At 72.4% G+C, this 3292-nt stretch carries 1 pseudogene; it reads right to left on the minus strand.

The features are described 5' to 3' along the window. Nucleotides 1-95: 95 nt before the first annotated feature. Nucleotides 96-2766, minus strand: a pseudogene (gene polA, locus BZL64_RS12985) (DNA polymerase I). Nucleotides 2767-3292 lie beyond the last annotated feature (526 nt).

Below are 3292 nucleotides of genomic sequence, written 5' to 3' on the forward strand. Positions count from 1 at the left end.
GGTGGGAGCGGCGAGGGCTCCGCGCGGGGATGAGAAGAGGGACCACCCCGCCGGTGTGGGCGGGGTCCCTTCGGGTCTGTCGGCTCGGCCCGAGGTTAGTGGGCCGCCGACTCCCAGTCGGGGCCCGAGCCCACCGAGACGTCCAGGGGAGCCCTGAGCTGGACCGCGCCCGCCATCTCGCGGCGCAGCAGTTCCTCCACGGCCGCCCCCTCACCGGGGGCGATCTCCAGGACGATTTCGTCGTGGACCTGGAGGAGCATGCGGGACGTGAGGCCCGCCCCCCGCAGCGCCGCGTCCACCTTCAGCATGGCGATCTTGACGATGTCCGCCGCCGTGCCCTGGATCGGNNTCGGGAAGGTAGCGGCGGCGTCCGAAGAGCGTCGCGGTGTAGCCCGTCGCCCGCGCCTCCTCGACCGCCCGGCGCAGATAGTCCCGTACGCCGCCGAAGCGCTCGAAGTAGGCGTCCATCAGGGCGCGGGCCTCCCCCGCCTCGATGTTCAGCTGCTGGGACAGGCCGAACGCCGACAGTCCGTACGCCAGTCCGTACGACATCGCCTTGATCTTGCGGCGCATCTCCGCGTCCACGGCGTCCCGCTCGACGCCGAAGACCTGGGAGGCGGCCGTGGTGTGCAGGTCCTCGCCCGAGGTGAACGCCTCGATGAGGCCCTCGTCCTCGGAGAGGTGGGCCATCACCCGCAGTTCGATCTGGCTGTAGTCGGCCGTCATCAGCGACTCGAAGCCCTCGCCGACGACGAACCCGCGCCGGATCGCCCTGCCCTCGTCCGTGCGGACCGGGATGTTCTGGAGGTTCGGGTCCGTGGACGACAGCCGGCCGGTCGCGGCGACCGTCTGGTTGAAGGTGGTGTGGATGCGGCCGTCGGCGGCGATCGTCTTGATCAGGCCCTCGACGGTGACGCGGAGCTTGGCCTGCTCACGGTGCCGGAGCATGATCACCGGCAGTTCGTTGTCCGTCTGGGCGGCGAGCCAGGCCAGGGCGTCGGCGTCCGTCGTGTAACCGGTCTTGGTCTTCTTGGTCTTCGGCAGGCCCAGCTCGCCGAAGAGGACTTCTTGGAGCTGCTTGGGCGAGCCGAGGTTGAACTCGTGCCCGGCGGCGGCGTGCGCCTCCTTCACGGCCTGCTGGACCGCGCCGGCGAACATCTGCTCCATGGCCTCCAGATGGGCCCGGTCGGCCGCGATGCCGTGCCGCTCCAGGCGGGCGAGGAGGGTGGAGGTGGGCAGCTCCATGTCCTGGAGGAGATCGGCCGCGCCGACCTCTTGCAGCCGGTCCCGGAAGGCGTCGCCGAGGTCGAGGATCGCGCGGGCCTGCACCATCAGGGCGTCGGCCTCGGCACTGTCGTCCGCGCCGAAGGCGAGCTGGCCGTCGGCCGCTGCCGGCGGGGCCAGCTCCCGGCCCAGGTACTCCAGCGACAGCGCGTCCAGATCGAAGGAACGGCGGCCCGGCTTGACCAGGTAGGCGGCCAGGGCGGTGTCCATGGAGACACCGGCGACGCTCCAGCCGTGCTCGGCGAAGACACGCATGGCGCCCTTGGCGTTGTGCAGGACCTTGGGCCGGTCCTCGGCGGCCAGCCAGGCGGCCCAGGTGTTCTCGTCGGTCTCGTCCAGCTCCGACGGGTCGAACCAGGCGGCCGGTCCGCCCGCCGCGGCGAGCGCGACCTCGGCGACCGAACCGGTGCCCAGGCCCCAGGTGTCCACGGTGGCCACACCGAGGGGCTCGCCGCCGTGCTCGGTGAGCCAGCCGGTCAGCTCGCCCGTGGCCAGCACCGTGCCGTCCAGCGCGACGCCGGGTGCGACGACCGGGGCCGGCTCGGCCTCCTGGGCGCCAGGGTCGACGGCGAGCAGCCGCTCGCGCAGCGACGGGTTCCGGATCTCCAGGGTGTCCAGGATCATCGCCACGGCCGTGCGGTCGTACGGGGTTCGCTCCAGGTCGAGGACCGTTTCGGGCAGCTCGACGGTGCGGACCATCTCCGTCAGGCGGCGGTTGAGCTTGACGGACTCCAGATGGTCGCGGAGATTCTGCCCTGCCTTGCCCTTGACCTCGTCGACCCGCTCGACCAGCTCCGCGAACGAACCGAACTGGTTGATCCACTTCGCGGCCGTCTTCTCGCCGACGCCCGGGATGCCCGGGAGGTTGTCGGACGGGTCGCCGCGCAGGGCCGCGAAGTCGGGGTACTGGGCGGGCGTCAGACCATACTTCTCGACGACCTTCTCCGGGGTGAAGCGGGTCAGCTCGGAGACGCCCTTCGTGGGATACAGCACCGTGGTGTGCTCGCTGACGAGCTGGAAGGAGTCGCGGTCGCCGGTGACGATCAGCACGTCGAAGCCCTCGGCCTCGGCCTGGGTGGCGAGCGTGGCGATCACGTCGTCGGCCTCGAAGCCGTCGATCGCGAACCGCGACACGTGCATGGCGTCGAGCAGCTCGCCGATCAGCTCGACCTGGCCCTTGAACTCGTCCGGGGTCTTGGAGCGGTTCGCCTTGTACTCGGTGAACTCCTCGGAACGCCAGGTCTTGCGGGAGACGTCGAAGGCCACCGCGAAGTGAGTGGGCGCCTCATCACGCAGGGTGTTCGCCAGCATCGACGCGAAGCCGTAGATCGCGTTCGTCGGCTGGCCGGTCGCGGTGGTGAAGTTCTCCGCGGGCAGCGCGAAGAACGCGCGGTAGGCCAGCGAGTGCCCGTCCATGAGCATCAGGCGGGGCCGGCCGGCGCCGGTGGTGTTCTCGGTCTTCTTCGCTGCTGTTTCTGCCACGCCCCCGATCCTGCCACGCCCCACTGACACTCCGATCCACGTGGGCCTCCGGCGGCTGCGCGGAACCTCGGAGCCGCCGGCCGCGCGCGTGGCCGGACGCCGCCGCACGGGCGCCGCCGGGCCGCGTGGATCCGGCGGCGGCGCGGGGCAGCTCGGGCAGCGTGCGCGGACAGCGCGGACAGCGCCGTCAGCGGCCGGACGCCGCCGGCCCCGGCCGAAGGGCGACGGCGGCTCGGCAGGTTCGCCACGACCGCTCCCCGCCCCGGCAGCTCCCCGAGGCCGGGCCGACCGGCAGTCCGCCCGGCACAGAGCGCCGGGATGGCGCGCCGCGCGCCGGGACATCCCGCCGGAACGCCGCCGCGCGGCTGCACACGGACCGTGGCCGACGCCCGCCGCGAGGTCCGGCAGCCCGGCCGGATCGGGTAGCGGGTCTGTCCCGGACAGCCCGCCGCCGGGGTTCTGGCCCGCGCCGACAAGCCGCCGCGCGCCGGTCACGTATCGGCCCAGCACCCCCTCGACCGTTCCT

The sequence above is a fragment of the Streptomyces bobili genome, assembly GCF_002154575.1.
In the GTDB taxonomy this organism is placed as follows: Bacteria; Actinomycetota; Actinomycetes; order Streptomycetales; family Streptomycetaceae; genus Streptomyces; species Streptomyces bobili.